Annotated in this window: 22 protein-coding genes and 1 pseudogene; 16 read left to right on the top strand and 7 right to left on the bottom strand. The window is 59.7% G+C overall.

The window, feature by feature from the left end:
- The first annotated feature begins 489 nt into the window (after positions 1-489).
- The 3 genes from L8H52_RS19815 to L8H52_RS19805 all read left to right on the top strand — a co-directional run bounded on the left by L8H52_RS19815 (position 490) and on the right by L8H52_RS19805 (position 2,608).
- Positions 490-669 (top strand): hypothetical protein, encoded by a 180-nt coding sequence (locus tag L8H52_RS19815; RefSeq protein WP_242208283.1) that lies wholly within the window; start codon positions 490-492, stop codon positions 667-669.
- A 30-nt stretch (positions 670-699) separates the two neighbouring features.
- Positions 700-1,716, top strand: a complete 1,017-nt coding sequence (locus L8H52_RS19810; protein WP_242208284.1) for an alpha/beta hydrolase — start codon at positions 700-702, stop codon at positions 1,714-1,716.
- A 175-nt stretch (positions 1,717-1,891) separates the two neighbouring features.
- The gene (locus L8H52_RS19805) at positions 1,892-2,608 is read left to right on the top strand and encodes an SDR family oxidoreductase (protein ID WP_242208285.1); all 717 of its coding nucleotides are present in this window, start codon (positions 1,892-1,894) and stop codon (positions 2,606-2,608) included.
- 103 nt (positions 2,609-2,711) lie between these two features.
- Here the strand turns inward: L8H52_RS19805 and L8H52_RS19800 are convergent, their stop codons facing one another.
- The 3 genes and pseudogenes from L8H52_RS19800 to L8H52_RS19790 form a co-directional block, all read right to left on the bottom strand.
- Positions 2,712-4,970, bottom strand: a complete 2,259-nt coding sequence (locus L8H52_RS19800) for a GMC family oxidoreductase (protein WP_242208286.1) — start codon at positions 4,968-4,970, stop codon at positions 2,712-2,714.
- A complete protein-coding gene (locus tag L8H52_RS19795; protein WP_242208287.1) occupies positions 4,967-5,590 on the bottom strand; it encodes a sorbitol dehydrogenase in 624 nt (207 codons plus the stop codon). The genes L8H52_RS19800 and L8H52_RS19795 overlap by 4 nt, the downstream gene beginning before the upstream one ends.
- A 4-nt stretch (positions 5,591-5,594) precedes the next feature.
- Positions 5,595-6,934 (bottom strand): annotated as a pseudogene (locus L8H52_RS19790) (cytochrome C).
- A gap of 424 nt (positions 6,935-7,358) precedes the next feature.
- Here L8H52_RS19790 and L8H52_RS19785 point away from each other — a divergent pair.
- The 4 genes from L8H52_RS19785 to L8H52_RS19770 all read left to right on the top strand — a co-directional run bounded on the left by L8H52_RS19785 (position 7,359) and on the right by L8H52_RS19770 (position 9,166).
- On the top strand, positions 7,359-7,577 hold the full coding sequence (locus L8H52_RS19785) for a hypothetical protein (RefSeq protein ID WP_242208288.1): 219 nt from the start codon (positions 7,359-7,361) through the stop codon (positions 7,575-7,577).
- Between the two features lie 16 nt (positions 7,578-7,593).
- Positions 7,594-7,980 (top strand): putative quinol monooxygenase, encoded by a 387-nt coding sequence (locus tag L8H52_RS19780; protein ID WP_242208289.1) that lies wholly within the window; start codon positions 7,594-7,596, stop codon positions 7,978-7,980.
- A gap of 60 nt (positions 7,981-8,040) precedes the next feature.
- Positions 8,041-8,436 carry a DUF1330 domain-containing protein gene (locus tag L8H52_RS19775; RefSeq protein WP_242208290.1) on the top strand — a complete coding sequence of 132 codons (396 nt, stop codon included), beginning with the start codon at positions 8,041-8,043 and terminating at the stop codon, positions 8,434-8,436.
- A gap of 214 nt (positions 8,437-8,650) precedes the next feature.
- Positions 8,651-9,166 carry a cupin domain-containing protein gene (locus L8H52_RS19770; protein WP_242208291.1) on the top strand — a complete coding sequence of 172 codons (516 nt, stop codon included), beginning with the start codon at positions 8,651-8,653 and terminating at the stop codon, positions 9,164-9,166.
- Between the two features lie 217 nt (positions 9,167-9,383).
- Here L8H52_RS19770 and L8H52_RS19765 read toward each other — a convergent pair whose 3' ends face one another.
- Positions 9,384-10,565 (bottom strand): XylR family transcriptional regulator, encoded by a 1,182-nt coding sequence (locus tag L8H52_RS19765; protein ID WP_242208292.1) that lies wholly within the window; start codon positions 10,563-10,565, stop codon positions 9,384-9,386.
- A gap of 175 nt (positions 10,566-10,740) precedes the next feature.
- Between L8H52_RS19765 and xylA the strand changes: the two genes are divergently transcribed.
- The 4 genes from xylA to L8H52_RS19745 all read left to right on the top strand — a co-directional run bounded on the left by xylA (position 10,741) and on the right by L8H52_RS19745 (position 16,056).
- The gene (xylA, locus tag L8H52_RS19760; protein ID WP_242208293.1) at positions 10,741-12,057 is read left to right on the top strand and encodes a xylose isomerase; all 1,317 of its coding nucleotides are present in this window, start codon (positions 10,741-10,743) and stop codon (positions 12,055-12,057) included.
- 149 nt (positions 12,058-12,206) lie between these two features.
- Entirely contained in the window at positions 12,207-13,208 is a 1,002-nt protein-coding gene (xylF, locus tag L8H52_RS19755) for a D-xylose ABC transporter substrate-binding protein (protein WP_242208294.1), read from the top strand.
- A 154-nt stretch (positions 13,209-13,362) separates the two neighbouring features.
- Entirely contained in the window at positions 13,363-14,919 is a 1,557-nt protein-coding gene (gene xylG, locus L8H52_RS19750) for a D-xylose ABC transporter ATP-binding protein (RefSeq protein ID WP_242208295.1), read from the top strand.
- A complete protein-coding gene (locus L8H52_RS19745) occupies positions 14,920-16,056 on the top strand; it encodes a sugar ABC transporter permease (protein ID WP_242208296.1) in 1,137 nt (378 codons plus the stop codon).
- Between the two features lie 10 nt (positions 16,057-16,066).
- Here the strand turns inward: L8H52_RS19745 and L8H52_RS19740 are convergent, their stop codons facing one another.
- The gene (locus L8H52_RS19740; RefSeq protein ID WP_242208297.1) at positions 16,067-16,990 is read right to left on the bottom strand and encodes a LysR family transcriptional regulator; all 924 of its coding nucleotides are present in this window, start codon (positions 16,988-16,990) and stop codon (positions 16,067-16,069) included.
- 94 nt (positions 16,991-17,084) lie between these two features.
- Positions 17,085-18,284: an MFS transporter gene (locus tag L8H52_RS19735; RefSeq protein ID WP_242208298.1), complete on the bottom strand. Its 1,200-nt coding sequence runs from the start codon at positions 18,282-18,284 to the stop codon at positions 17,085-17,087.
- A gap of 295 nt (positions 18,285-18,579) precedes the next feature.
- Between L8H52_RS19735 and L8H52_RS19730 the strand changes: the two genes are divergently transcribed.
- From L8H52_RS19730 to L8H52_RS19710, 5 genes are all read left to right on the top strand, one after another.
- Positions 18,580-19,860: a c-type cytochrome gene (locus tag L8H52_RS19730; protein WP_242208299.1), complete on the top strand. Its 1,281-nt coding sequence runs from the start codon at positions 18,580-18,582 to the stop codon at positions 19,858-19,860.
- Positions 19,857-20,330 (top strand): (2Fe-2S)-binding protein, encoded by a 474-nt coding sequence (locus tag L8H52_RS19725; RefSeq protein ID WP_242208300.1) that lies wholly within the window; start codon positions 19,857-19,859, stop codon positions 20,328-20,330. The genes L8H52_RS19730 and L8H52_RS19725 overlap by 4 nt, the downstream gene beginning before the upstream one ends.
- The gene (locus L8H52_RS19720) at positions 20,327-22,561 is read left to right on the top strand and encodes a molybdopterin cofactor-binding domain-containing protein (RefSeq protein ID WP_242208301.1); all 2,235 of its coding nucleotides are present in this window, start codon (positions 20,327-20,329) and stop codon (positions 22,559-22,561) included. Before L8H52_RS19725 ends, L8H52_RS19720 begins: the two co-directional genes overlap by 4 nt.
- 171 nt (positions 22,562-22,732) lie before the next feature.
- Positions 22,733-23,845: an alkene reductase gene (locus tag L8H52_RS19715; protein WP_242208302.1), complete on the top strand. Its 1,113-nt coding sequence runs from the start codon at positions 22,733-22,735 to the stop codon at positions 23,843-23,845.
- Between the two features lie 255 nt (positions 23,846-24,100).
- On the top strand, positions 24,101-25,060 hold the full coding sequence (locus L8H52_RS19710; RefSeq protein WP_242208303.1) for a DMT family transporter: 960 nt from the start codon (positions 24,101-24,103) through the stop codon (positions 25,058-25,060).
- Positions 25,061-25,081: 21 nt separating this feature from the next.
- On the opposite strand, the gene L8H52_RS19705 is transcribed toward L8H52_RS19710, so the two are convergent.
- Positions 25,082-25,996, bottom strand: a complete 915-nt coding sequence (locus L8H52_RS19705) for a hypothetical protein (protein WP_242208304.1) — start codon at positions 25,994-25,996, stop codon at positions 25,082-25,084.
- Positions 25,997-26,203 lie beyond the last annotated feature (207 nt).

Below are 26,203 nucleotides of genomic sequence, written 5' to 3'. Positions count from 1 at the left end.
AATTTCAGACCATGTTTTCCTATCTTGATAAAGCCTTGATGTCGGGATTGCTTGAGTCTAATCAAGAACAAAGGAAGAATTTCTTTGTCGCTCTCTGGCCAATTGAGAGGCAGTACCGTAACTCGGATCCTGCATTTGCGAATTAGGGAGTGATAGCTGAGCTGTTTTGCTGATACTCGCCATCTAAACTGATGGAGAAGAAAATTTATAGCGTTATTCAATTATCTTACGGCTTTGCGCTCGCGGCGTATTCGTGAATCTGGGAAGAAAGAGCCTCGATAGGCGCTGCGTGCTGAGTGAACATATACAGATATGTGCGCGCAGAAGGTATAGTCAGGACTGTATTACGTAAGTGCTAAATAAAAATTTCGTTATAAGTTTGATCCTCGCATGACGATCAGTCCAAGCTTTCAAACGACGTCACGGACGCAATACTGTCTTTCCCTCGCCTGTATTAGGCCAGAATCGGCGTAGAAGTGGGACAATAAAGTGAAAGATGATTTTGAGTGTGGAAAGTTTGACAAACTGGAAAGCGCGTTAATCGGCGCAAATGTGTCATTTGGTGAGGTCTCGCGCACATATGCCAGCTTTCTGCTTGATCTGATTGAAGAAGGAAGGCTTGATTCGGCTTGGGACGACAGGCAGCTATTGGCCGATTGCTTCCCTTAACGACAAGCAAAAATCAAGCAGGGGAGTCTCATGTCCACACTCACGCTGACCTCACGCATTTTCAGTACCTCGCGCCATACGACGCATTACTTGGAGTCCGGGCCAGACGACGGGCCGCTGATGATGTTCCTGCATGGTTGGCCGGAGATTAGCCTGGTCTGGCGCGCGCAGATGGAAGCGTTCGCTGCAAAAGGCTGGCACTGCGTTGCACCGGATATGCGCGGCTATGGCCGTTCTGCCGCGCCAGAATCCACCGGTGAATATACGATGGAAAAAATCGTGGCGGACATGGCCGAACTTCATGATCATCTCGACGGCAAGCCCGCTGTCTGGGTTGGCCACGATTGGGGCAGTGTTGTGGCCGGTGAATTGGTGGCTCATGAACCACAGCGCAGTCGCGGCGTGGTGCTGATTTCCGTGCCGTATTTCCCCGACACGAACGCATTGTCGACGCTGATTCCACTGGTTGATCGGGCGATCTATCCAGCCAATCAGTATCCTGATGGTCAATGGGACTATTACCGCTACTACAACACGCACTTCGCATCCGCCGTCGCTGATCTGGACGCGGACAAAGCGGCATCGCTGGCTTCGATTTATCGACGTGGAGACCCGGAGAATATTGGCCAGATCGCGTCGAATGCCGAAGTGACACGCAAAGGAGGGCGGTTCGGCGTCAGTCATCGTGCGCCGCCTACGCAGCCTGATCTGGCGCTCTGGCCAGTGACGGACTTCTCCGTACTGGTGCAGGCATTCGAGGAGCGAGGCTTCCGCTCTCCCTGCGCATGGTATCTAAACGATGACGCCAACATCGCCTACGCTCGTCGCGCGCCGGATGGCGGCAGGTTGTCATTGCCTGTGCTGTTCGTGAACGGCGACTACGATCAGATGAACAACATCAAGGGCAATCGATTGGGCGACCCGATGCGGGCGGCTTGTGCAGACCTCACCATAACGAGCCTGCCAGGCGCGCACTGGCTGCCGCTGGAGTGCAAGTCAGAACTCGTGATTGCCATTGATAACTGGCTTCAAAGCAAAAAGCTTTGATGCCTTGGCGTAGCCAGCTTCGATGAAAGCGCCCATCGATTTGGCCGGGAATATAAACGGCTGTTGGACGAGCCGCCTCGAGATCGTGTCTCGAATACCAAGAAAAGCCTGTCTGTCGGATAGGGTTCTGAAAGTGTTATCAAAAGGTCTGGCGTGGGAAGATGAGAGGGTAACCATGAACAACAGCCGAACGGCACTGGTCACTGGTGCCACCAAAGGAATCGGTTTTGCACTCAGTACTCAGTTGTATCAGGCAGGCTGGAATGTGGTCGGCATTGCCAGGCATCCGGTTGATGATTTTCCCGGGAAGCTGTTGCTCTGTGATTTAAGCGATGCTCAGCAAACGAGGGAAATGCTTGAGAAACTCCTGGAGCGGACCTCTATTGATGCCGTCGTCAATAACGCAGGTGTTGCGTCTCCACAAAGTCTGGAAACGCTGGAACTTGAAACACTCCAGAAAGTTTTTGACCTGAATGTCAGAGCCTCGGTACAAATCACCCAAGCTTGCTTGCCGTCTCTGAAGCGATCGTCTGCAGGACGCATCGTGAATGTCTGCAGCCGTGCCATTTTTGGAGCCCGGGACAGAACCGCTTACGCTGCCGCAAAAAGCGCATTGGTGGGTATCACGCGCACGTGGGCACTTGAGTTGGCGCCCACTGGCATTACGGTCAATGCAGTCGCACCGGGCCCTATAGACACCGAGCTTTTGCGAAAAAACCGACCCGTGGGAAGCGAGGGTGAGCGTCAGATACTGTCCACGATTCCGATGCAAAGACTGGGCACGCCATCAGAAGTGGCCTCGCTGATTACCTTCCTGCTGAGCGAGGGGGCATCCTTCGTAACGGGCCAGGTGATCAGCGTCGATGGGGGAGGGAGTCTCGGTGGGAAATAGCGATATGAAGCAGCTTTAAGAGTTATTGATTCACCTGGCCAGAGAGAGCAACCCCACATTACTGCGGCATAGCCGCAGCACTGTGGGGTTGGTATGACAGGGCCTACACCGCCCCGAAACGCACCTCCACCGACAGGCTGCCTTGGTTATCGCTCACGCCAGCCCCGTAACGCCTGTCCAGGTCGTCATTGATGCACAATTGCAACTCGCCCTGCTGGCCACGCGGCAGTTGCGCTTGGTTGCCGACCAGGAACGGTACGCCGCTGCTGCCGATACGCCCAATCAACGCCCCTTCCAGTTGACCGGGCAAGGTATACCCGGGCTTGGCGATCAACCTTGGATTGCCCGCCGCGCTGACCATGCCTGTCGCCGGGTTGGCCGTCCACTGCCCACCAGTGCAAACCGCCAGTTGCCAGCTCTGCCCGTTGACTTGCACGCCGGTGCCCTGCCAGGCCTGGTCGGCCTGCACCTGCACGGTATGCTTGAGCAGATCACTGGCGATTACGTCAGCGGCCTGAAAGGTCAGCGCGGTGATGGTCAAGGTCGGGTTGGCGGTGCCGGTGGTGGGGAATACGCCGGCACCAACCAGGAAGAGATTGGGGTGGTCCCAACTGCGCTGGTCCTTGTTTACTACCGACTTCTTGCTGTCCGTGCCCATGCGGTAAGTGCCCATCAGGTGGCCGGCGCCGAAGAAAGGATATTGTTCGCCGTGATACTCGAACACCGTCTGCGGTGCCGGCTCCACCTTGGCCGCGAATTTGGTCAGCTCGGTGGCGCACATCAGTTTGGTGATGATATGCGTGGCGGCCAGGCGCGCCTGCTTGAAACCCTCCATGGTGTATTCGGATAATTCGTAGGTGATCTGCGGCCGAGGCAGGCCCAAGCCATCGGTGAGCGTCTTGGACGGCTCCACCCGGCAGATCGCCTTGTCTGGGTCTTTCTCCAACTGCTCGACCAGGAATCCCAGGCGGAACTGGCGGGTCAGCACGCTGTTGAGCTGCCGCACCAGTGCCTCGCCGGACAACGCCAGATTCTTGGGGTTAGCGCCGCCGTTGTTGCTGCCGTCGATGAAATCGCAGACCGTGTTGTACGGATCATTCGCCGACCAGTTCCAGCCCTCGTTGCCGATCTCGATACGCCAGGCGGCGCGCTGGCTGCGGAACGGGCCATCGCGCATGTCCTCGATCCCCGAGGTGGACAGTGGCCCGCGGAACGGGAACAACGGCTTGCCTTCGGGCATCAGGCCCCAAGCCAGGTACACCGGGTGGTCGGACAACCCCAGGCCGACCTGCAAGCTGTTGTTGGCGACGCCGTGGGGGCTGTCCGGGCTGACCGAGTTGAGCAGCAGTTTCGGCGTTTCGATCGCGTGGGCGGCGATCACGTAGCGTTTACCCTGAGCCTCGCCGTTCTGGCGCGTGCCGTCGTTCTGGTACTGGATGTACTCGATACCGGTAACGCCGCTGGCATCGACCTTCACCCTGCTCGCCACACTCTGATAGAGGATGCGCACGTTGCCGGTATCCAGCGCCTTGGCCATGGTCACGGTGGCGTCATACTTGGCCTGGATCGGGCAGATCGGCGTGCAGCTGGTGTTGCCGGCGCACACCCGGCGGCCGTTGTCGTTCTGCGAGTTGCGCCCGGCCGGGGTCTGCCGGACGTTGAGAGTGACACCCGGGTACGGCTTGCCGTCGGGCGCCTTCTCCGGGCTCTGGTACACCTTGCCCGTGACGTTTTTGCTCAGGCCTTGGTCAACCAGCGACGGGGGGATGCCGTGCATGCTGTATTCGTAGCCTTTGGGGAAGGTCACGCCCAGGTAGGACTGCGAGGCGACATCGGCGGACACGCCCATCTCTTCCTCGGCGCGGCAGTAGGCGGTCTGCAGGTCGTCGTAGCTGATCGGCCAGTCCACTCCGACCTTGTACACGCTCTGCATGCGAAAGTCGTTGGGCAGCAGGCGCAGGGCCGTGCCCATCCAGTGCCACATAGTGCCGCCGCCTACTCGCTCGTAGGTACTGGCGAACAGCTGCTTGCCCTGCTGCACCAAATAGCTCTTCTGCGCCTTGTCCTTGTCTGTGCTGCCGGCCGTAATCAGGTCCTGAATGGTCGCTCGTGGCGCGAACTGCTTGGCCGGAGTCTGCTCGGACTGCTCGGGGGGGTATGGCGACTCCGGCGACTTGAGCACGGCGGTGTAGAAGCGCTCCAGGTACTCGCTGCGGTTAGGCGGAATCGCCGGGCCCGACTCGAGCACCAGAACTTTCAAGCCAGCCAGACCTAACTGGTAGGCCATGACGCTGCCGGCCATACCGGCGCCCACGACAATCACATCGGCGGTTTCGATGTTCTGGGTTTGTAGATTGCTCATGGCTGCTTCCCTTCCTTGGCGTCGACACCGGTGAATTGCTTGAGGGTCGGTGGCTCTTCGGCCCAGTAGCCGAAATGGTACTGGCTGTAGCCCATGGGGTGGGACTGGGCGATCTTCCACGCCCAGCTTTCCTTGTAGGCCTGGTCGGAGACCACACGGACGGCATCCTTGTGGGCGTTGCCTTGGTCATAAGGCTGGTACCAGCTGCCGAGCAGCCACAGCTTCATGATCGAGCGGGCGCCTTGGGCGATCTGCTGATCCGAATGGCCGAGTATGGCACTCGCGTTTTTTTGATCTAGTTGGCTCTTGAGGCTGGCAATTTGCTGGTCTGCCTGGCTCTTGAGGCTGGCGATTTGCTGATCTGATTGACCCTTGAGGTCGGCGATTTTCTGATCTGATTGGCCCTTGAGGCTGGCAATCTGCTGATCTGACTGGTTCTTGAGGCTGGCGTACAGCTCCAGCAGGTTGCTGAACGCTACGGTGCCCATCCCTTGCTGGGCAGTGGCGAAGAACAGCGGAGGCAGGTTGATCGGGTCGACGCGCGGCGCGAGCTTGTCGGCCGCAAGGCCGGTGAGCGTGGCGGACAGGTCGATGAAGTTCTTCAGGTTCGGGTCGCTCATGGCATCACTCCTTGGCGCCGGTGGATTGGGCACGTTCAAGCAGGAAGGTGAAATCGGCGAAGCTGGTGCGCGGTGACTGGGTCACGCGGGTGGTCGCGTTGTTATGGCATTCCATGCAACTGGACGAAGCCTGCGGCGTAGTGCCCTGGTTGTAGGTTTCCAGCGTGGCGTTGGCCAGGAAGTTCGGCGCAGGCGTGCCCAGCGGGTTGGTTGGCGATGGAACTTGGCAGTCATCGGCGCGTACGGTCGGCCACTGTGTGCTGATCAACTGGTAGTTGGCCCACACAGTGCCCTTGAGCGCACCTTGCCACTGTGCGTTGAGCTGGTGGGTTGCGGCGGTGAGCGGAACTTCCCGCACGATCTGCGAAGGCGTGGCCTTCTTCGACGGGTCCCACGGCTGCGCGGGCGGTTCGTTCACCGGGCGGTCGCTGGCATTTGCGTCGTAGAACAGGTAGGGGCCTTTGCGATCGTTGATCGGCGTGGTCTTTTCCGGCACGTTGCGCACGTGCTCGAAGCTCGACCACACCCACTGCGGCGCATCTTTGGTCTTGTGCACGATGTGCAGGCCGACCAGCCCGACCTTTTGCTTGCTGCACGACTCGGGGATCACCGCGCCCTTGTTCGGGTCGGCGTTGCCGGGGGTGTAGACCAGCGCGTCGGCGGCGTGGAAATCCCCCGGCTTGTCACTGCCATCGAGCACTTTCCAGGCCGACTTGACCATGATCGCGCCGACCTGCTTTGCCTCTTTCGAACCGCAGGCGAAGGCGATGTGGTTGTCGGCCTTGCTCAGGAACGCTTGCTGGCCTTCCTTGCTGTACAGGCCATTGTTGACGATGTCATCGAACATCGGCTGGTTGACCATGATCGCGTTGCGCGTGTAGGTGCCGCTCTGATCAACCAGTGGGCCGGTCTTGAACGGCTGGATGATCTCGTCGAGCACACCGGCAACCTTGCCCATCTGTTGCAGTACGGGCAGGTCACCCTTGCCTTGGCAGGCGGCGGGTAGCGGCGCCTTCTGGTTCCAGGCGACCGGTTTCTGGCCTTGGGGCAGGAAAATCTCGTAGCTCTCTTTCCACGATTCCCACACCGTCTGCCCCGGCGCGCCGATCTTCGCCGAGGTGTTGGCGCTGCCGTCAGCGTTGGCGGGCCAGTTCAGGGCGACGAACGTCTGCCACGAAAGCACGTCGAAATCGTTTTGCAGGCTGTCCAGAGTGAAGGGGGGGTGGCGGTGACGTCGTGGGGAATCGCAGCTAACAGCACCGGCGGGCCGGCCGCATCGGCCATGGCGAGCGCGCTGGTGAAACTTGCACCCAGGCACGCCAACCGTTTCAGGGTTATTTTCATTATCGTCTCCTCAGCAGATAAAGCGTCGGGACGACGAGGCGTACTGGCCCTTCATGGACCGAATGATCAGCGTTATCCCTGACGCCAGGCTGCAGGCTAGCTGTTGCGCTAACCCCCTCAGAAATATCCGACTAACGGTAGGGGTAAACGAGGATCTTCGCACCGCGGCAGGTGCTTTCGGGCGATGAATCACCCACCTGACAGTCTGTATTGCATAGGAGCCGTGGGATAACGGTCCGTCTGATATAGATACCGCCTCGATTTTAATCCGACCCTTTCCCAGCGGGATCAACTGATGAGGCTGATGCGATAGTTTGATGAGGGAAATTCATCAAAATACGCTTATGTGATCCGTAGAATCTCCTGATGGGGTCGCTCGTCCGCGCCCATCCCGCGGTGGGCCAATTACACGTCCAATGGTTTGGTGTTCATCGCCGCAGCGCAGGACTTTTACATCCGCGCTTTTGATGTTCGTAGCGGCAAGGAGCTGTGGAAAGGGCGGTTGCCAGTCGGGGCCGAGGCAACGCCGATGACGTACGTTTCGCCAAAAAGTGGCCGACAATATCTAGTCGTCAGCGCTGGCGGTAACTCAGCCACGACGCAGAAGGGTGATTATGTGGTGGCGTATGCGCGGCTGCAGTGAAAGAGAGGGAAAACTGATGGGCAAACGTTTATTAGGAGTGGTCGCATTGGCTGGATTACTGGCAGGACAAGCGCTGGCCGCCGAAGAAAATGGCCTAGTGGTGCGCATCGCGCAACTCGAAATCGATCCTGCACAGATTGCGGCCTATCAAGCCGCAGTCAAAGAAGAAATCTCAGAGTCGACTCGAACAGAGCCGGGCGTCATATCAATCTACGCTGTCGCCGAAGTCGACCGCCCAAATTGGTTTCATTTCTTCGAAATCTACGCCAGCGACTCGGCATACCGAAGCCATATCGAATCGCCGCACTTCAAAAAGTACGCTGTCACCACGCAGTCGATGATTGTGTCGAAGCGCTTGATTGAATCCACACCAATCGAACTTAGCCCCCGGCCTGGCCCGTAATCAGCTAGTTCGAAAGAGATTTGCGCGCTGGGCAAGCTGGTTTTTCAATGGAGCAAAGTGATGAAAAATTTAAAGGTGATGGCAATTGCAATGGCGGGACTGGCGTCTTTTGCGGCGGGCAGTTGTCGCGTAATGGCTTCGGACGACTATGCGGCAGCACCACCGGCCTATTATGTCGCCGAGTTTGAGGTTACCGATCCGGAGGGGATGAAGCCTTACAGTGCTCAGGTTGAATCAACCTTCAAACCCTATGGAGGGCATTTCATCGTGCGTGGCGGGAAGACCATTTCACTTGAAGGTGAAGCGCCAAAGCGACGCCGTGTTGTCATCGAGTTTGCGAGCGTCGAGAAAGCCCAGGCTTGGTACAACTCTGCGCAGTACACCGAACTGAGGAAAATCCGCCAGCGCTCAGCCAAGACCGATGTCTATTTGATCGAGGGAGTACCGGCGCGATAGTCACCGAGTTGCCTTTTAACTCCACCTGATGAGGTTTGCATTGAGGGTAGGGCGGCTCCGTCATGATTGCCTGGAGATGCCACCGGCGTAGTGAATTTCAAAAGCAGTGGCACGAGCATGGATCTATATTTATTAGAAATCATGTTTAACTACACTAAATGGTCGTTTAGTCGAGTTAACGAAAGTTAGCGGCATATTCGACGGAGAAGTGACCATGATCAAGCGTAAAGCCAAAGCTGGAGACATTATTGGAACGTTGGATCTGCAGCCTCACCTCGAAGGTGGCTATTTCCGTAGAACCTATCAGGCCGATCATCGCGACCCACTCGAAACCTCCAGCGGCCCACGGTATCTGATGACCTCGATTTACTATCTGCTGGATCAGCAATCGCCGGTGGGCCAGTTTCATTTCAATCGATCCGACATCCTGCATTATTTCCACCTGGGCGACGCCATTGAGTACAGCCTGATTCATGCTGATGGCTCGTTGCATACATTAGTGATGGGCACCGACATTCTGGCAGGACAGCTTTTGCAATTACACGTGCCGGGTGGAATATGGAAAGCTTCGCGGTTGCTCGAAGGCGAAAACGGATTTGGGCTGATCAGCGAAGCCGTTTCGCCAGGATTTGATTTTGCCGATATGGAAATGGGTGATCGGCAGAAACTCACACAGCAATTCCCACAGCATCGAGCGCTGATTGAAAAGCTGACGCGTGACGAGGGTTGAGCGCCGTCGAATTCAAGGAAAAGCTGTGGATCGGATTCAGGGCGATTCTATAGGTTGAAATCCACTGTGCAACGGGGCTGGTCTCGTAATATCTTGTTACGTGTAATGTATATTATGTTAAATGATGTATTACGCTACACGCCCTTGCAACAACGTCCGTTTCTATTTCGCCAATCCATCAGCATCTGTAGATCTCAGCAACCACCTGCATCGTTGTTTAACGCATTCCCGCCCCTTGCTGATACTCACGCGGCGTACAACCAAACTCCCTTCGAAACACCGTGTGCAAATACTGCGCAGATTTAAACCCACAACTGCGCGCAACGTCGGCAATCACCGAGTCAGTATTTTTCAATCCGCGGGTGGCCGCTGCCAGTTTGAAACGCAAAATCTCGTCATGCACGCTGCAACTACGCTCAGCACGAAAATGCGCTTCAAGTGACGAACGCGAAACACCGACATAAGCCGCGACCTGCGCCGTTTTGATGCCCTGGCAAGCATATTGTCGGATAAACAGCAGTGCTTGCATGACGTACGGATTGCCCAATGGCTGGTGCAAACTCGACACCTGCACGTTGACCGCATCCGGCGGGATCAGGATCTGCGTGCCGGTGGACGGCATGCCGTGCAGCATCTGGTGAAGCAATTGCGCGGCAGTTCGGCCCATGGTTTCCGTGCCCTGAATAACCGAACTCAGCGGCACCCGGGTCAGGCTGCGGGTCAGCGGATCATTGTCGATGCCAATCAATGCCACTTGCTCCGGCACGGCAATCCCGGCGGTCAGGCAGGCTTGCAGCAATTGCCGGGCGCGGGCGTCACTGACGGCGATGATGCCGATGGGTTTGGGCAGGCTGTGCAGCCAGGCGATCAGTTGTTCGACGGCGCTGTCCCAGAGCGGTGCGCTGGTGCCCATGCCGCGATAGATTTCGCCGTGCAGTCCATCGCGTTTCATCAGTTTGCGAAAGGCTTTTTCGCGCTCCTGCGCCCAACGATTGGCTTGCGCTTCAGGCAGGCTGAAGCAGGCAAAACGTTGCAGTCCTGCCTCTATCAAATGCTTGTAAGCCAGTGTCATCAGCGCGTTGTTATCGGTGGCGACGTAGGGAATCGCTTTCGGATAGGCGCGTTTATCCTCGTACGAGCCCCCTACCGCTACGACCGGCATCTGGATATCGGCCAGTGCCTCGCCAATCAGCGGATCGTCGAAATCGGCAATGATCCCGTCACCCTGCCAGCGCTCGATGCCTTTCAAACGACAGAGAAAGTCCTCTTCCAGAAACAGATCCCAAGAAGCACGAGTGCTGCTCAGGTAGTTGCCGATGCCGCTGATGATCCCACGGTCATAGATCTTGCTGCCGTTGAACAACAGAGCGATGCGGTGAACAGGCGGTACGGTTTTCATTGTTTTTATGCTTGTCCCGAGCCCCTTGTCACAGAGGCGATTGGCACAGACTAGGCGCCTGGCCGAAGAAGCTCAATACGCAAAATCGCACTCGGCGTTGATGTTTTTCATAATCAGCAGGGTCGGGGCCGTTGCTAGTATCGAGACACCGCCAAGAACAACAAGGACAAGGTCCATGCAGTATTTCCCCGATGTCGATGCGATTCGCTTCGAAGGTCCAGACAGCGATTCTCCCCTCTCCTTTCGTCACTACGACGCCGACAAACTCATCCTCGGCAAACCCATGCGCGAACACCTGCGCATGGCCGCCTGTTACTGGCACACGTTCGTCTGGCCGGGTTCCGATGTGTTCGGCGCGGGGACGTTCAAGCGCCCATGGCAACACGCCGGCGACCCGATGGAACTGGCGATCGGCAAGGCAGCCGCCGCCTTCGAATTTTTCTCCAAACTGGGTATCGACTACTACTGCTTCCATGACACGGATGTCGCCCCGGAAGGCAGCTCTCTGAAGGAGTACCGCAACCATTTCGCACAGATGGTTGATCACCTCGAGCAACACCAGGAAGCCAGCGGCATCAAGCTGCTGTGGGGCACCGCCAATTGCTTCAGCAATCCGCGTTTCGCTGCCGGCGCCGCGAGCAACCCCGATCCGGAAGTGTTCGCCTGCGCCGCTGCCCAGGTGTTCAGCGCCATGAACGCGACCCATCGCCTGAAAGGCGCCAACTACGTGTTATGGGGCGGTCGCGAAGGCTATGAAACCTTGCTCAACACGGACTTGAAGCGTGAGCGCGAACAGCTGGGCCGCTTTATGCGCATGGTGGTCGAGCACAAGCACAAGATCGGTTTCACCGGCGACCTGCTGATCGAACCGAAGCCGCAGGAGCCGACCAAGCACCAATACGATTACGACAGCGCCACCGTGTTCGGTTTTCTGCAGCAGTTCGGGCTGGAGCACGAAATCAAGGTCAACATCGAGGCTAACCACGCAACCTTGGCCGGGCATAGTTTCCATCACGAGATCGCGACGGCGGTCTCGCTGGGCATTTTCGGCAGCATCGACGCCAACCGGGGTGATCCGCAGAACGGCTGGGACACCGATCAATTCCCCAACAGCGTCGAAGAAATGACCCTGGCCACCTATGAAATTCTCAAGGCTGGCGGTTTCAAGAATGGCGGTTTCAACTTCGACTCCAAGGTCCGCCGACAAAGCCTCGATCAGATTGACCTGTTCCATGGCCACGTCGGCGCCATGGACGTGCTCGCCCTGTCTCTGGAACGCGCAGCCGCCATGGTCCAGAACGACGAACTGCAACGGCTCAAGGATCAACGCTACGCCGCTTGGAAGCAGCCGTTCGGGCAGGCGGTGATGGCCGGTGACTTCAACCTTGAGTCGTTGGCCGAGCACGCGTTTACCAACGAGTTGAACCCGCAAGCCGTCAGCGGCCGGCAGGAAATGCTCGAGAACATCGTCAACCGGTTTATCTATCGCTGATCACACAGGGAGTCTGCGGGCGCATCGACGCGGTGACATTTCTACGACAAATCTGTGCCTGCGGCGTCTGCGGATTCTCTACAGTTTTACCAGCCCGATACTCATCGTCAGGCCGTGTCTTTCCAAAAACAATAAAAGGACGCCCCACCATGAAGAACGTTAAACGCACGCTGTTGGCCTCTGCCCTGGCGCTGCTGTCACTGCCGGTGATGGCTGACGCAGCCCACCCGAAAATCGGTTTCTCCATTGATGACCTGCGCCTGGAACGCTGGTCGCGTGACCGTGATTACTTTGTCGCGGCAGCAGAAAAAATGGACGCCAAGGTCTTCGTGCAATCGGCCGATGCCAACGAGCAGAAGCAGATTTCGCAGATCGAAAACCTCATTTCCCGGGGCGTCGATGTCATCGTCATCGTGCCGTTCAACGCCACGGTGCTAACCAACGCGGTGGCCGAAGCGAAGAAAGCCGGGATCAAGGTTGTGTCCTATGATCGGCTGATTCTCAACGCCGATGTCGACGCCTACATTTCCTTCGATAACGAAAAGGTTGGCGAGATGCAGGCCAGCGGCGTGTTGAAAGCCGCGCCCAAGGGCAATTACTTTTTGCTCGGTGGTGCGCCCACCGACAACAACGCCAAGATCCTGCGTGAAGGCCAGATGAAAGTGCTGCAACCGGCCATCGACAAGGGCGATATCAAGATCGTCGGCCAGCAGTGGGTCAAGGAATGGAACCCGACCGAAGCGCTGAGCATTGTTGAGAACGCCCTGACCCGCAACGACAACAAAATTGACGGCATCGTCGCCTCCAACGACGCCACGGCCGGTGGTGCCATTCAGGCACTGGCGGCGCAGCAACTGGCCGGCAAGGTGCCGATTTCCGGGCAGGACGCTGACCTTGCAGCGGTCAAACGCGTGATCGCCGGCACGCAAACCATGACCGTGTACAAGCCATTGAAACTGATCGCCTCCGAAGCGGCCAAGCTCTCGGTGCAACTGGCGCGCAACGAGAAACCTGCCTTCACCTCGCAGTACGACAACGGCAGCAAAAAAGTCGACACCATCCTGCTCACGCCAACCCCGCTGACCAAGGACAACATCGACCTGCTGGAACAGGACGGCTTCTACACCAAGGCGCAAATTGCCGGGAAGTGATCTCCGGTAATGCGAAAACCCTTGTGGGAGCGAGCCTGCTCGCGAATGCGGTGTGTCAGTCAACGAAGCATTGTCTGAACTGACGCTTTCGCGAGCAGGCTCGCTCCCACCCAGGTTCAGTGGTGTGTGAGTCTTTGATATACGAGCCCTGTCCATGTCCGACTATCTGCTGCAAATGAACGGCATCGTCAAAACCTTCGGCGGTGTCAAAGCGCTCAACGGCATCGACATCAAGGTCAGACCCGGCGAGTGCGTTGGCCTGTGCGGCGAGAATGGCGCCGGCAAATCCACGCTGATGAAGATCCTCTCGGCGGTCTACCCGCACGGCAGCTGGGACGGTGAAATCCTCTGGGACGGGCAACCGCTCAGGGCGCAATCAATCAGCGAAACGGAAGCCGCCGGCATCGTCATCATTCACCAGGAACTGACACTGGTGCCCGACCTGTCGGTGGCCGAAAACATTTTCATGGGCCATGAACTGACGCTGCCCGGCGGTCGCATGAACTACCCGGCGATGATCCACCGCGCCGAAGCGCTGATGCGCGAATTGAAAGTCCCCGACATGAACGTATCGCTGCCGGTTTCGCAGTACGGCGGCGGCTATCAGCAACTGGTGGAGATCGCCAAGGCTCTGAACAAAAAGGCCCGCCTGCTGATCCTCGACGAGCCTTCGTCAGCCTTGAGCCGTTCGGAAATCGAGGTGTTGCTGGACATCATCCGCGACCTCAAAGCCAAAGGCGTTGCCTGCGTCTACATCTCGCACAAGCTCGATGAAGTGGCCGCCGTGTGCGACACCATTTCGGTGATTCGCGACGGTAAACACATCGCCACCACCGCCATGGCCGACATGGATATTGCACAGATCATCACCCAGATGGTCGGGCGGGAAATGAGCAACCTCTACCCCTCCGAGCCACACGATATTGGCGAGGTGATTTTCGAGGCCCGGCACATTACCTGCTACGACGTCGACAACCCCAAGCGCAAACGTGTCGACGATATTTCCTTCGTTCTCAAACGCGGTGAAATCCTTGGCATCGCCGGACTGGTCGGTGCTGGCCGCACCGAACTGGTGACTGCGCTGTTCGGCGCTTACCCCGGTCGCCACGAGGGCGAAGTCTGGCTCGACGGGCAACCCATCGACACGCGCACGCCGCTCAAATCCATCCGCGCCGGCCTGTGTCTGGTGCCAGAGGACCGCAAACGCCAAGGCATCATTCCCGACCTGGGCGTCGGCCAGAACATCACCCTCGCCGTGCTGGACAACTACTCGAAACTGACCCGCATCGATACCGAAGCCGAGCTGGGCTGCATCGATCAGGAAATCTCGCGCCTGCACCTCAAGACCGCCAGCCCTTTCCTGCCGATCACCAGCCTGTCGGGTGGCAATCAACAAAAAGCCGTGCTGGCGAAGATGCTGCTGGCCAGACCCCGGGTGCTGATTCTCGATGAGCCGACCCGAGGTGTGGACGTCGGCGCCAAATATGAAATCTACAAGTTGATGGGCGCCCTGGCCGCCGCCGGCGTGTCGATCATCATGGTCTCGTCGGAGCTGGCCGAAGTACTCGGCGTTTCCGACCGCGTGCTGGTGATCGGCGAAGGCCAGTTGCGCGGCGACTTCATCAATCACGAGCTGACGCAGGAACAGGTACTCGCCGCCGCCCTCAGCCAGCCTGGCAGCCATAACAATAATGATCGGAAATCCGCGTAAATGAATCAGGTCAAACAACTGTTCACCCGCTACAAAATGCTCGCGCTGGTGTTTGCCGTGGTGCTGATCTGGCTGTTCTTCAGCTGGCAGACCGAGGGCGGATTCCTCACTCCGCGCAACCTTTCCAATCTGCTGCGGCAAATGTCGATTACCGGCATTCTCGCCTGCGGCATGGTGCTGGTGATCATCAGCGGCGAGATCGATTTGTCGGTCGGCTCGTTGCTCGGCCTGCTCGGTGGCCTCGCGGCGATTCTTGATGTGGTCTATCACATTCCGCTGCTGGCGAATCTGAGTCTGGTCGCCCTGTGTGGCCTGATGATCGGACTCGCCAATGGCTACATGGCGGCTTACCTGCGCATCCCCTCGTTCATTGTCGGTCTGGGTGGCATGCTGGCCTTTCGCGGGATTCTGCTGGGGATCACCGGCGGCACGACCATTGCGCCGGTGTCGCCGGAGCTGGTTTACATCGGCCAGGGCTACCTGCCCCACGCAATCGGCACGGGCCTGGGCATTTTGCTGTTTGCGCTGACGGTGTTCCTGACCTGGAAACAACGGCGCAATCGCGCCCTGCACGGCCTCGCGGCGCATTCGTTGGCGCGTGACGTCATCCGCGTGTTGGTGATCGGCGCCGTGCTCGCCGGTTTCGTGCAGACGCTGAACAGCTATGACGGCATTCCCGTGCCGGTCTTGCTGTTGCTGATTCTGTTGGGGGTGTTCAGCTACGTGACCAGTCAGACCGTGTTCGGTCGCCGCGTGTATGCCGTGGGCAGCAACATGGAAGCGACGCGCCTGTCCGGGATCAATGTGCAGGCGGTGAAGCTGTGGATCTTCGGGATCATGGGTGTGATGTGCGCCCTCGCCGGCGTGGTCAACACCGCGCGCCTCGCCGCCGGTTCGCCCTCGGCCGGGAGCATGGGCGAACTCGACGCCATCGCCGCGTGCTTTATCGGCGGTACTTCCATGCGCGGCGGTTCCGGCACGGTGTACGGCGCCCTCCTCGGCGCGCTGGTCATCACCAGCCTCGACAACGGCATGTCGATGCTCGACGTCGACAGCTATTGGCAGATGATCGTTAAGGGCAGCATTTTGGTGTTGGCGGTTTGGGTGGATGTGAGTACGCGGACCGGGCGACGTTGAGCCACAGGGATCAAGCGGTGGGCGTAGTTGCGGCCGCCGGGCTGAGAATTTCCATCAGGAAGTCGATAAACACATTGATCCGGCTGGACCCACGGTGATTGGGTAAATACAAGGCATTGATGCAGGTGCTGGCGCTGCCGGGATTGACCTCGTACTGCTCGAGCAATCGGGTCAACCGGCCGGCTACCACGTCGTCGCGCACCAGCCAGTCGGCCAGCAGCGTTACCCCGCCGCCGCCGATAGCGGCTTCGCGCAGGATGTCGGCGTTATTACTTTGCAGGCGCCCGTGGACATTGAGCTGAATGGGCGCGTCTTCATTCTGAAAGGTCCAGTGCTGGTGGGTGCCGCCGTAATCGAAACGCAGGCATTGATGCTCCAGTAAATCCCGTGGATGACAGAGCGCCGCGCTACGAGCCAGATACGCCGGACTGGCCACCACCCAGCGCTCGAACTGCCCCACGCGTTTGCTGACGATGTCTTCACTGACCACCGACGATCCCAGCCGCACCGAAACATCGATCTGCTCGCTGAGCAGGTCGCTGACCTGATCGCTCAGCGACAGACTGATCTCCAGACCCGGATGCCGCTCGAGCAAGCGGCTCAAGTGCGGCGCGATCAGGCGTCGGCCGAACTCCACCGGCACGCTGATGCGCAGACGGCCCTGCGCTTCGGCGCCGCGATCGGCGACAACGGCATCGGCTTCGTCGATCGCGTCGAGAATCGCCACGGCTTTTTCAAAATAGGTCTGGCCGGCAACGGTCACGCTGGTGTTGCGCGTGGTGCGATTGAGCAGGCTCGCGCCCAGTTCGTGTTCCAGCCCGGCCACTTGCCGTGTCACTGACGAGGTAGATATCCCGAGTTTGCGCGCTGCCGAGGAATAGCCCCCGCAGCGCACGGTTTCCACAAACATCTTCAGTGCCAGCAACTTGTCCATAAGCGGGGTCCGGTCGAAAGGGAACGCGGATGATTGTGCATCACTGTTCGCCCTTCGTCTTGTGCCGCCGTGCTCGGCCGCACCTGCTGGATGTTCAGACATCGGCCTTGCGGCTCAGGAACAACCCGAGCGCCAGCGCTGGCAGTAGCGCCACCGCGACAGCGGACAGGTTCCAGCCGAAATGCTCGTATAACGGGCTCGCGACCAGCGAACCCAGCGCGCCGCCGACGAAAATACTGGTCATGTACACCGCATTAAGGCGCGCACGGCTGTGCGGATCGAGGGCGTACACCTCTCGCTGGCCGAGCACCATGTTCAATTGCACGGCGAAATCCAGCAGCACCGCGCACACCACCAGCCAGACATAGCCGCTGCCCGGGAGTGCGGCGATCAGCAGCGAAACCGGCGCCAGCAACAACGCGACCAGCGTGCCGCGCCGACCATGCCCGGCATCGGCCAGACGCCCGGCGATCGGCGCGGCAATGGCACCCACCGCACCGACCAGCGCAAAGATCGCGACTTGTGCCTGAGTGAAGCCGTGGTGACGCATCAGTTCAATCGGTGCAAGGGTCCAGAACAGGCTGAAACTGGCAAACAGCAGCCCTTGATACAGCGAGCGCTGACGCAACAGCGGATAGCGCCGGGCCAAGGCGAACACCGAACCGATCAGCGCGGCATACGTGGCTTTATGCGTTGGCAACCGACGCGGCAGTGCCACGGCGGTAATTAGAGCGATGACAGCCATCAGGGCCGCCGCGCTGTAAAACACCCCGCGCCAGCCGAACACTTCAACCAACAGGCTCGACAGTGGCCGTGACAACAGAATCCCCAACAGCAGACCGCTCATGATATTGCCGACGACGCGGCCACGGGTCGCTTCGGGTGCCAGGTGTGCCGCCAGCGGCACGAGGATCTGCACGGCCACCGAGGTCAGACCGATCAGTAACGACAACACGAGGAACATCGACGGCGAATGAGTCAGTCCGGCGCACAACAGCGTGACGCTGGCCGCCAGGGTGAAGCCGACCACCAGCCGACGGTTTTCCATCAGATCGGCCAGCGGCACCAGCAACAACAGGCCCAGTGCATAACCAAACTGCGTCAGCGAAACGATCAGGCTGGCATTGGCGCTGGACAGACCGATCTGCGGCGCAATCAGTTCGACGATTGGCTGTGCGTAATAAAGATTGGCCACGACCGCGCCACAGCAAAATGCCAGGAACGCGACCATCAGGCCGGAAAGTGACGTTGGCTGTTCGGCGCTGGCCGCAACGGCTGGATTGCCCGTGAGCATGATGACACCTCATTGAGTTCAGGAAAGTGCTGCCAAGGCTACGGCGCTGTGGCGATGCGCAGAATCCACGCGGCGAGCAACGCTGTGATGCGTCCGGTGCAATGGCGCAGGCATTGCTTCTCGCGCAACGCGCTGTTGCGTGCACGGGTGATTCTCCCGCGCCGACGGTTTATCTACGCTTTGGACCCTGGCGCCGTCGTTTCCAGCGGCGCCCTCCCCCGGCTGTTACAAGGAGCGTTGTCATGATCCGTATCCCATCCGTTCTGCCATTGCCTGCCGCGTTGTTCTTTGTCCCATGAACCGCCACTTGCTGAAGTCCAAAACGCTATGGATCAGCGTGGCAGTCGTCGCTGTGTTCGGCCTGATCGGCGCCGTTTGGCTGATGTGGCGTCCGCCAATTGCGCCGATCGAGCGCCCGACGATGTTCGAAACTGCGCAGTTGCAACGCGGGGCGCGGGTGGTGGAGGCCGGCGATTGTGCGGTGTGCCATACCCGCCCCGGTGGTCAATATCTGGCCGGCGGGCTGCCGCTGGTAACGCCGTTCGGCACGCTGTACAGCACCAACATCACCCCGGACGTAGAGACCGGTATCGGCCAGTGGTCACTGCCAGCCTTCGAGCGGGCGATGCGTCAGGGCATTGCTCGCGATGGTCACTTGCTCTATCCGGCGTTCCCCTACGTGCACTACCGGCGCATGAGCGCAGCCGACATCGCCGACGCCTATGCCTACTTGATGAGCGGCCCCGCCGTGCGCGCGCCGGCCGAGCACAACCAGATGAACTTTCCGATGAATATTCGCCCGTTGGTGGCGTTCTGGAACCTGCTGTTCCTGCACGGTGAGCCACTGACGCCGCTGGCGCAGCACAGCGAAGCGTGGAATCGCGGGCGTTATCTGGTCGACGGTCCGGGCCATTGCGCCGGCTGTCATTCGCCGCTGAACCTGATCGGCGCGGAAAAATCCTCGGAATACCTACTGGGCGGCAGCGTCGACGGCTGGCACGCGCCAGCGCTGGTCGGCATGGGACAACGCAGCAACCCGTGGAGTCGCGAGCAAATGGTCGGCTATCTGCGCGCCGAGATCGTTGATGGCCACGGCACACCCGCCGGCCCGATGCGTCCGGTCAGCTTGAGTCTGGCCCGCTTGCCCGCCAGTGAGGCCGAGGCGATTGCCGAGTATTTGCTCAGTCTGGAAAACCCGCACCCACTGACGCAGACGTCGCCAAAGACGCCTGCCAGTGAAGCGGCAGACCACTCGACCGGCGCCCTGCTCTTCAGCAGCGCCTGCGCCGGCTGCCATGGCCCGGCGGCGCCGATGCGCACCATCGATGGTCGCCCGGGCCTGCAAAACACCTCGGCGCTGCAAGCGACCAGTTCGCGCAACTTCCTCAAAACCGTGCTCGAAGGGCTACCTGCCACACCCGGATCGCCCGGCCCGCTGATGCCGGCGTTCGCCGCCAGCCTGGACAACGCGCAACTCGCTGCACTGGCTACGTACCTGCGTCAGCAAGCGAGCCCTGATCAACCGTGGGCCGACCTCTCTTCCACTATCGAAGCATTACGTCAGGAGGCGAAATGAGCCAGATCACTCTCAACGTCAACGGAGCCGCGCAACCGCTTGAGCTGGAGCCGGACATGCCGTTGCTGTATGCGCTGCGCAATCACTTGAACCTCAACGGCGCCAAATACGGTTGCGGTCTCGGTCAATGCGGCGCCTGCACGGTGATCGTCGATGATCAACCGGTGTTCGCCTGCCTGACGCCCTGCGCCGGTCTCGAAGGCAAAAAAATCCGCACCGTGGAAAGCCTCGGCAGCGCGGAAAAGCCCGGCCCTCTGCAAGCGGCGTTCATCGAGAAACAGGCCGCGCAATGCGGTTACTGCATTGCCGGCATGTTGATGCGCGCGCAGGCGTTGCTTGAACGTAATCGACACCCGGATGAGGCGACCATTCGCGAGCACATGGCCGGCAACCTGTGCCGCTGCGGTACGCACTTGCGCATCATCGAGGCGATCAAACAAGTGGCCGGGCACAGCGGGAGCCTGACATGAGCGAGTCGAATGGTTTGCACCCGAGCCGACGCGCCTTCCTGCGCGGTGGTGCATTGCTGATGGCATTCACCCTGATGCCGTTGGCGCGGCGAGCACTGGCCGACACCGAAGTCGATACGCTCGGCACCGTGGTCCTCGCGCCCGATCTCCCCGGAAGCCTGCGCACCAACCCGTTTCTCGACGCCTGGATCCGCATCGGCGCCGATGGCATCACCGTCTACACCGGCAAGGTCGAGTTGGGCACCGGGGTAAAAACCGCGCTGCTGCAAATCGCCGCCGAGCGTTTGCAGGTGCCGGCTACCGCCATCAACCTGCTCACCGCCGACACCGCGCTGACGCCCAACGAAGGCTACACCGCCGGCAGCCACAGTATTTTCGACAGCGGTACCGCGTTGTATAACGCCGCCGCGCAGGTGCGCGAAATGCTCGTCGATGCCGCCGCGCGCCGTTTTCAGGTCGATGCCGCGCTGCTGAGCACCCGCGACGCTGTGATCGTAGGCCCGGCCGCTCAACGGATGAGTTACGCCGACGCGGTCAAGCATGTCGATGTGCATCAATATGCCAAGGCTCAGTCACCGGCGATGGCCGCTGCTGACTTCACACTGATCGGCCATTCGTTGCCGCGCCTCGACATTCCGGCGAAGGTCAGCGGTGGTGCAGCCTTCGTCCAGGACATGCGCCTGCCGGGCATGCTGCATGCGCGGGTGATCCGCCCGCCCCGTCCGGGCTGCACGTTGCAAGCATTCGACACGGCGTCCATCGAAGCGCTGGCTGGCGTGGTCAAGGTGATCCGCGATGGCAACTATCTGGCGGTGGTCGCCGGTGATGAGTGGCAAGCGATCAAAGCCATGCGCCGTGCCAGCGAGGTGACGCAATGGAGCGGCGGCGAGGCGATTCCCGAGGCGACCGAGATTCATGGTCTGCTCAAACGTCTGCCCTCACGGCGCTATCCGATCAGCAACAGCGGCACGCCAAACGGCGCGGCCGACACGCGTTTTCAGGCGCGGGTCACCAAGCAATATCTGATGCATGGTTCGATCGGCCCGTCTTGCGCGGTGGCCTGGTTCAAGGACGGCACGCTTACCGTCTGGACCCACACCCAAGGTGTTTACCCGCTGCGCGCCGGGATTGCCGAAATGCTCGGTCTGCCAACTGAGCGGGTGCGCTGTATTCATACCGAAGGCTCAGGGTGTTACGGGCACAACGGCGCCGATGATGCCGCCGCCGATGCGGCATTGATTGCTCTGCGCGTGCCGGGGACGCCGGTGCGCGTGCAATGGATGCGCGAACAGGAAAATCTTTGGGAGCCGTATAGCTCGGCGATGGTCACCGAAGTTGACGCTGGCCTCAGCCACGGCCGCCTGCAGGACTGGGCCTACGAACTCTGGACCACGCCGCACAACGAACGCATCGTCAACGCCGGGCGTCTGCTGCCGGCACGTTTGCTCGCGCGGCCCTTCTTCTCGGCGCCATCCGTGCCGATCGCCCAGCCCGAAGGCGATGGTGATCGCAACGCAGTGCCGCTTTACCAGTTGAACTCGACGCGCATCAACATGACCTTCGTCACCGAGATGCCTTTTCGCACCTCGGCCATGCGTTCGCTGGGTGCGCACATCAACATCTTCGCCATCGAGGCGAGTATCGACGAGTTGGCGATCCGGGCCGGTATCGACGCGGTCGCCTTGCGTCTGGCCCATCTCAGCGACCCGCGTGCTCGCGCGGTGGTAGAACGTGTGCGTGACGAGATCGGTTGGCCACAAAAAAGCCGCGCGCCCGGCGCCGGGATCGGTTTCGCCTTTGCCCGCTACAAAAACATCATGGGTTACTGCGCCATCGCGGTGAAGCTGCGGGTGCATCCGCAGACCGGCGAGATCCGCATTGATCACGTAGTGACGGCGGTTGACGTTGGCCAGATCGTCAGCCCCGACGGCCTGCGCAATCAGGTCGAGGGCGGCATCGTGCAGTCCGCGAGCTGGACCCTGTACGAAAAAGTCGCCTACGACGCGGGCGGCATTCGCAGCTACGACTGGAGCGGTTATCCGATTCTGCGTTTCACGCAGTTGCCGAAAAAAGTCGATGTGCATGTGCTCGACCAGCCGGGAGAACCCTTTCTCGGTGCTGCTGAAATCGTCCAGGGGCCGATGGCCGCCGCCCTTGGCAACGCCGTCACCAACGCCACCGGCCGGCGCTGGCTGAACCTGCCGCTGACGCGCTCAAACCCACCCGCCTGAATCGCGCCCCGTGTTCATCGCTGATGAGCACGGGCGCCATTGCGCCGTGCGCAAAACAGCGTAGCGCCGGTCACTGATTATCAGCTCCGCTGAGCGCGGTTAAGTTAGCGGCACTGGTTTGCGGCACCGCTGCCGCACTTGAATTCCTTATATTGAAATCCGGAGCTACCCATGACTCGTCGCCTGTTCCAACCTCTCGCACTCGGTCCTTACACCCTCGCCCATCGCGTGGCCATGGCGCCGTTGACGCGCTCCCGCGCCGGCCAACCGGGCGATGTGCCGACACCGATGAACGCCGAGTACTACCGCCAGCGGGCCAGTGCCGCGCTGATCATCACCGAAGCCACACAAATCTCCCGGCAGGCTCAGGGTTACGCCTGGACGCCGGGCATCTACAGCCCAGAGCAAGTCCGCGCGTGGCGTGACGTCAGCGCGGCGGTGCATGAGGCCGACGGGTTGATCTTCATGCAGCTGTGGCACGTCGGCCGGGTGTCCCATCCGAGCTTTCAACCCGATGCCGGCCTGCCGGTTGCGCCCAGCGCGCTGCCGGTGCCGGGCAAGACGTTTATCGTCGATGAAAACGGTAACGGCGTCTGGGGAGACGTGCCGGTGCCGCGTGCGCTGGAAACGGCGGAAATCGCCGGCATCGTCGAGGACTACCGCGTGGCCGCGCGCAACGCATTGCAGGCGGGCATGGACGGTGTAGAGATTCATGCTGGCAACGGTTACCTGCTCGACCAGTTTCTTAACAGCAACAGCAACCAGCGTGACGACGCCTATGGCGGCAGTGTGGCGAACCGCGCGCGGTTTCTGCTGGAAGTGGTGGCGGCCGTCACTGAAGAAGTCGGTGCCGAGCGGGTCGGCGTGCGCCTGACGCCGATGGGGCGCTTCATGGGCATGGGCGATGACACCCCGGAGGCGACCTTCGGCCACTTGGTCGAGGCACTCAACCAATGGAACCTGGCCTATCTGCACCTGGTCGAGCCTGCCATGGTCGGCACAGTCAAAGACGAGAACTTCGACCCGCGCTGGGACGCGATCATTGCCCAGTTGCGCAAGACGTGGAACGGCGTGCTGATCCTGGCGGGCGGCTACGATGCGCAATCTGCCGAACAGGCGCTGATTGCCGATCGTGCCGACATCATCGCGTTTGGCCGACCGTTTCTGGCCAACCCCGACTTGCCGCGTCGGCTGCACGATGGCTTGGCGCTCAACGCGCCAGACCCGAGCAGCTTTTTCGGCGGGGATCAGCGTGGCTATATCGATTATCCGGTTCATGCCTGAGTAGAAGCAGACGACCCGCATTTCATGAATGGGTAATCGCTGGAAGCAGGGGCCGATGCGCCCCTGCCCTATCAAGTCATACGATCTCTACGCTTAATCAACTACCTAAAAATCCACCTTAACGCCGAACATATGCGTAGCTGTGCGTTTTCAGGTCTATTGCCCGACGTCGCCGAATGCGATAAAACGGTCTAGTTGTACGACAACCTAATAAAAACCAAGTCGTTCGAACGGCTAACAATCCTGAGACCTGCCATGCCTCGCCCTACCGCTGCGCAAACCGTACCGCCGCCCTTCCCCCGCTATCTGGCTGTGATCATTCTGTTGTGCATGGGCTGTGCGTTTGCCGGCAATCATGTGGCGGCGCGAGTCGCATTTGATGATGGTGCGGGGGTGCTGCTGGCGATTTTGATGCGGTCCGGCGGGACCCTGCTGGTGCTCGCCATCCTGGTGCTGTGGCAAAGACAAAGCCTGCGCTTGCCGGCGGGTGCGTGGCGCTGGCAACTGTTGCTGGGGTTGCTGATCACTGCGCAGAGTCTGTGCCTTTACTCTGCTGTCGCACGGGTGCCGGTGGCGCTGGCCCTGCTGGTGGCAAACGTATTCCCCATTTTGCTGGCATTGCTCACCTGGGCGCTGGGTGGCCAGCGACCGAGCGCCCGCACCGCGACGTTGATGGGCTTGATTCTATTGGGTCTGGTGTTTGTGCTGGATGTCCCCGGGCGTCTCTCGACCACGACAGACGTCAGTGCGCAATGGCTGACGGGCGTCGCGCTCGCGTTCTGCGCCGCCAGCGTGTTCGCCTGCGCGCTGTGGATCACCGACCACAAACTGTCTCAGGTACGTGGCTCGGTGCGCAGTCTGCTGACCATTTTCATCGTGTTCAGCAGCGTCAACCTGGCAGGGCTGACGGGCGCCCTTCCCGGCGGATTGAACCTGCCCGCCACCTCGACCGGATGGCTGGCCCTCGCCACTCTGGTAGTGCTGTACGGCACCGGTTTTATCGTCCTGTTCATTTCGGTGCCTCGACTCGACATGCCGCGCAATGCGCCGGTCATGAACATCGAGCCATTGGCAACGCTGCTGATGGGCTGGATTGTGCTGGACCAGATGCTCAGTAAGGGACAGATTTTCGGCGGGGTGATTGTGGTCATGGGCATCGTGTTGCTGACTTATCGTAAATCAGTCGTCAAGGCTGAGGTTAAAGTCGGTGCGTGAAGGTTTCTTGCCAGCGGTTCTTCACGGTCGAGTTTGGCCTGCTTCGGCCAGCTTCTTTTGTACATAAAAAAGCATCAACACCGAATTTGTCTGAGCCTGTCGAGATTGCTGCTCAAACAACGCCACAAGCTCTTCTTCACGCTTGCACTCAGCGTTGATATCGCCCCTTGCAAATTCGCAGCTAGCGTATTGGCCCCAGCCTTTTCGGGCCTCATCGGTATCTCGAGCGGGATACACCCAATACGCTTGCCATGCACCGTCGACGACAGGTTTACCGGCTGCGTCTATCTGTTCTATCGCCTGCAAGGTGGCTGTTGCGGCGTCGTCCAGAAAACGCTGAGGGGACGCATCGGCGTTATCCGCCTCAGCGCGAAGCGCCTGACACTGCGCGTCAGACAAACCGAACACGGGCAGCGCTTCAACGCTCTCGAACTCATCAAACGGATCGGCATGATTGCCCGGCAATTTGGCGTGATAAGCCGGCACGACATGGCCGGGGACGCTCATGTCCTGTATGTAATGCAAGACCCTTCCCGCTTGCTCGTATACCGCAACGGGATCGGCATCAGGTTCCACCAGCAGCGCGTTCAGCTTTTCAATACGCTTGGAAAAAATCACGTCCAGGCTACGGTTGGCGAACCAGAATGGCTCAAGTTTTTTGTTGCGGTTATAGAAGTGCCAATTGGTAGCGCGCTGCGGGAGCGTCAGCAGATTTGAATCCTCAGCGTCAGTGCCTGTCGCCAATGCCTCGGCCAACTGTTCTGGCAACTTGACTCCCGGGCAGCGTTGATACGCCTGAGCTGCTTTCAGGGCATAGGCCGAATGCAGGTCGGGGTTGAAGGCGAAGGCTGGGGTGGAAGGGTTGAACAGCAGCGATAGGCCAAATGCTGCGAGGTAACGTGTTGCGGCTGTTCGGCCTATCGGGGTGGCTTCCATGCTGTTGATCTCCAGAAACGTGCGTGATTGCGGAACACTTAGCGTACGCGAGGCAATTTAGCACTTGGGTGATCGCAAAAAGCTGTTTTTCCTCCGTCCGCTCAGGACAAACATAAACGGCAACACCTGCGTCCCAACGTCGCAGCAAACAGCTCTTGGCAAATCCTGCACAAGCCTTAGAATCCCGCGCTCTCTTGCAGCCCCCTC

It is taken from the genome of Pseudomonas sp. CROZ-RG-20F-R04-15, from assembly GCF_022662375.1.
Lineage (GTDB): Bacteria > Pseudomonadota > Gammaproteobacteria > Pseudomonadales > Pseudomonadaceae > Aquipseudomonas.
Note: the sequence above shows the minus strand (reverse complement) of the source record. Positions and strands in the feature narration are given on the sequence as shown.